Raw genomic sequence first — 359 nt, forward strand, 5'->3', positions numbered from 1 at the left:
CGTTGTGTTAGAACCTCAACAATGCGAGCTTGCTCTTACAAATCAATAGGCTACACCCAAACGGGAACAGCCCCTAGGGCCTACCCTGAGCGTGCGGGGGACTCGGTGAACTGGCCTCGTATGGCAGCATTTGGGCGAAAGATGATCTCAGGGCATAGGGAGGGCCCGGACCCGATAGATTACGAGAGAGCAGCACTCACGGATGCCGCAGTATTGGCTTACCTGAATGTAATTGCCAGGCGCCAGGACAAGGAGAAGGCCGCGCTGGAGAGGGAGGTTTTCTGGTTGCGGTATTACTACCGGTGGGAAATGCGGGATGTGTGCAGGAAGGTTGGTCAAGGTAAAACCTGGGTGGTAAA

1 protein-coding gene is annotated in these 359 nt (G+C 55.2%); it reads left to right on the forward strand.

Features of this window, described 5'->3' with window-relative positions:
- Positions 1-120: 120 nt before the first annotated feature.
- A partial coding sequence (locus Q1A48_RS21480) for a hypothetical protein (protein ID WP_299948925.1) occupies positions 121-359 on the forward strand: 239 nt, incomplete at its 3' end.

It is taken from the genome of uncultured Microbulbifer sp. (assembly GCF_947489355.1).
Taxonomy (GTDB): Bacteria; Pseudomonadota; Gammaproteobacteria; order Pseudomonadales; family Cellvibrionaceae; genus Microbulbifer.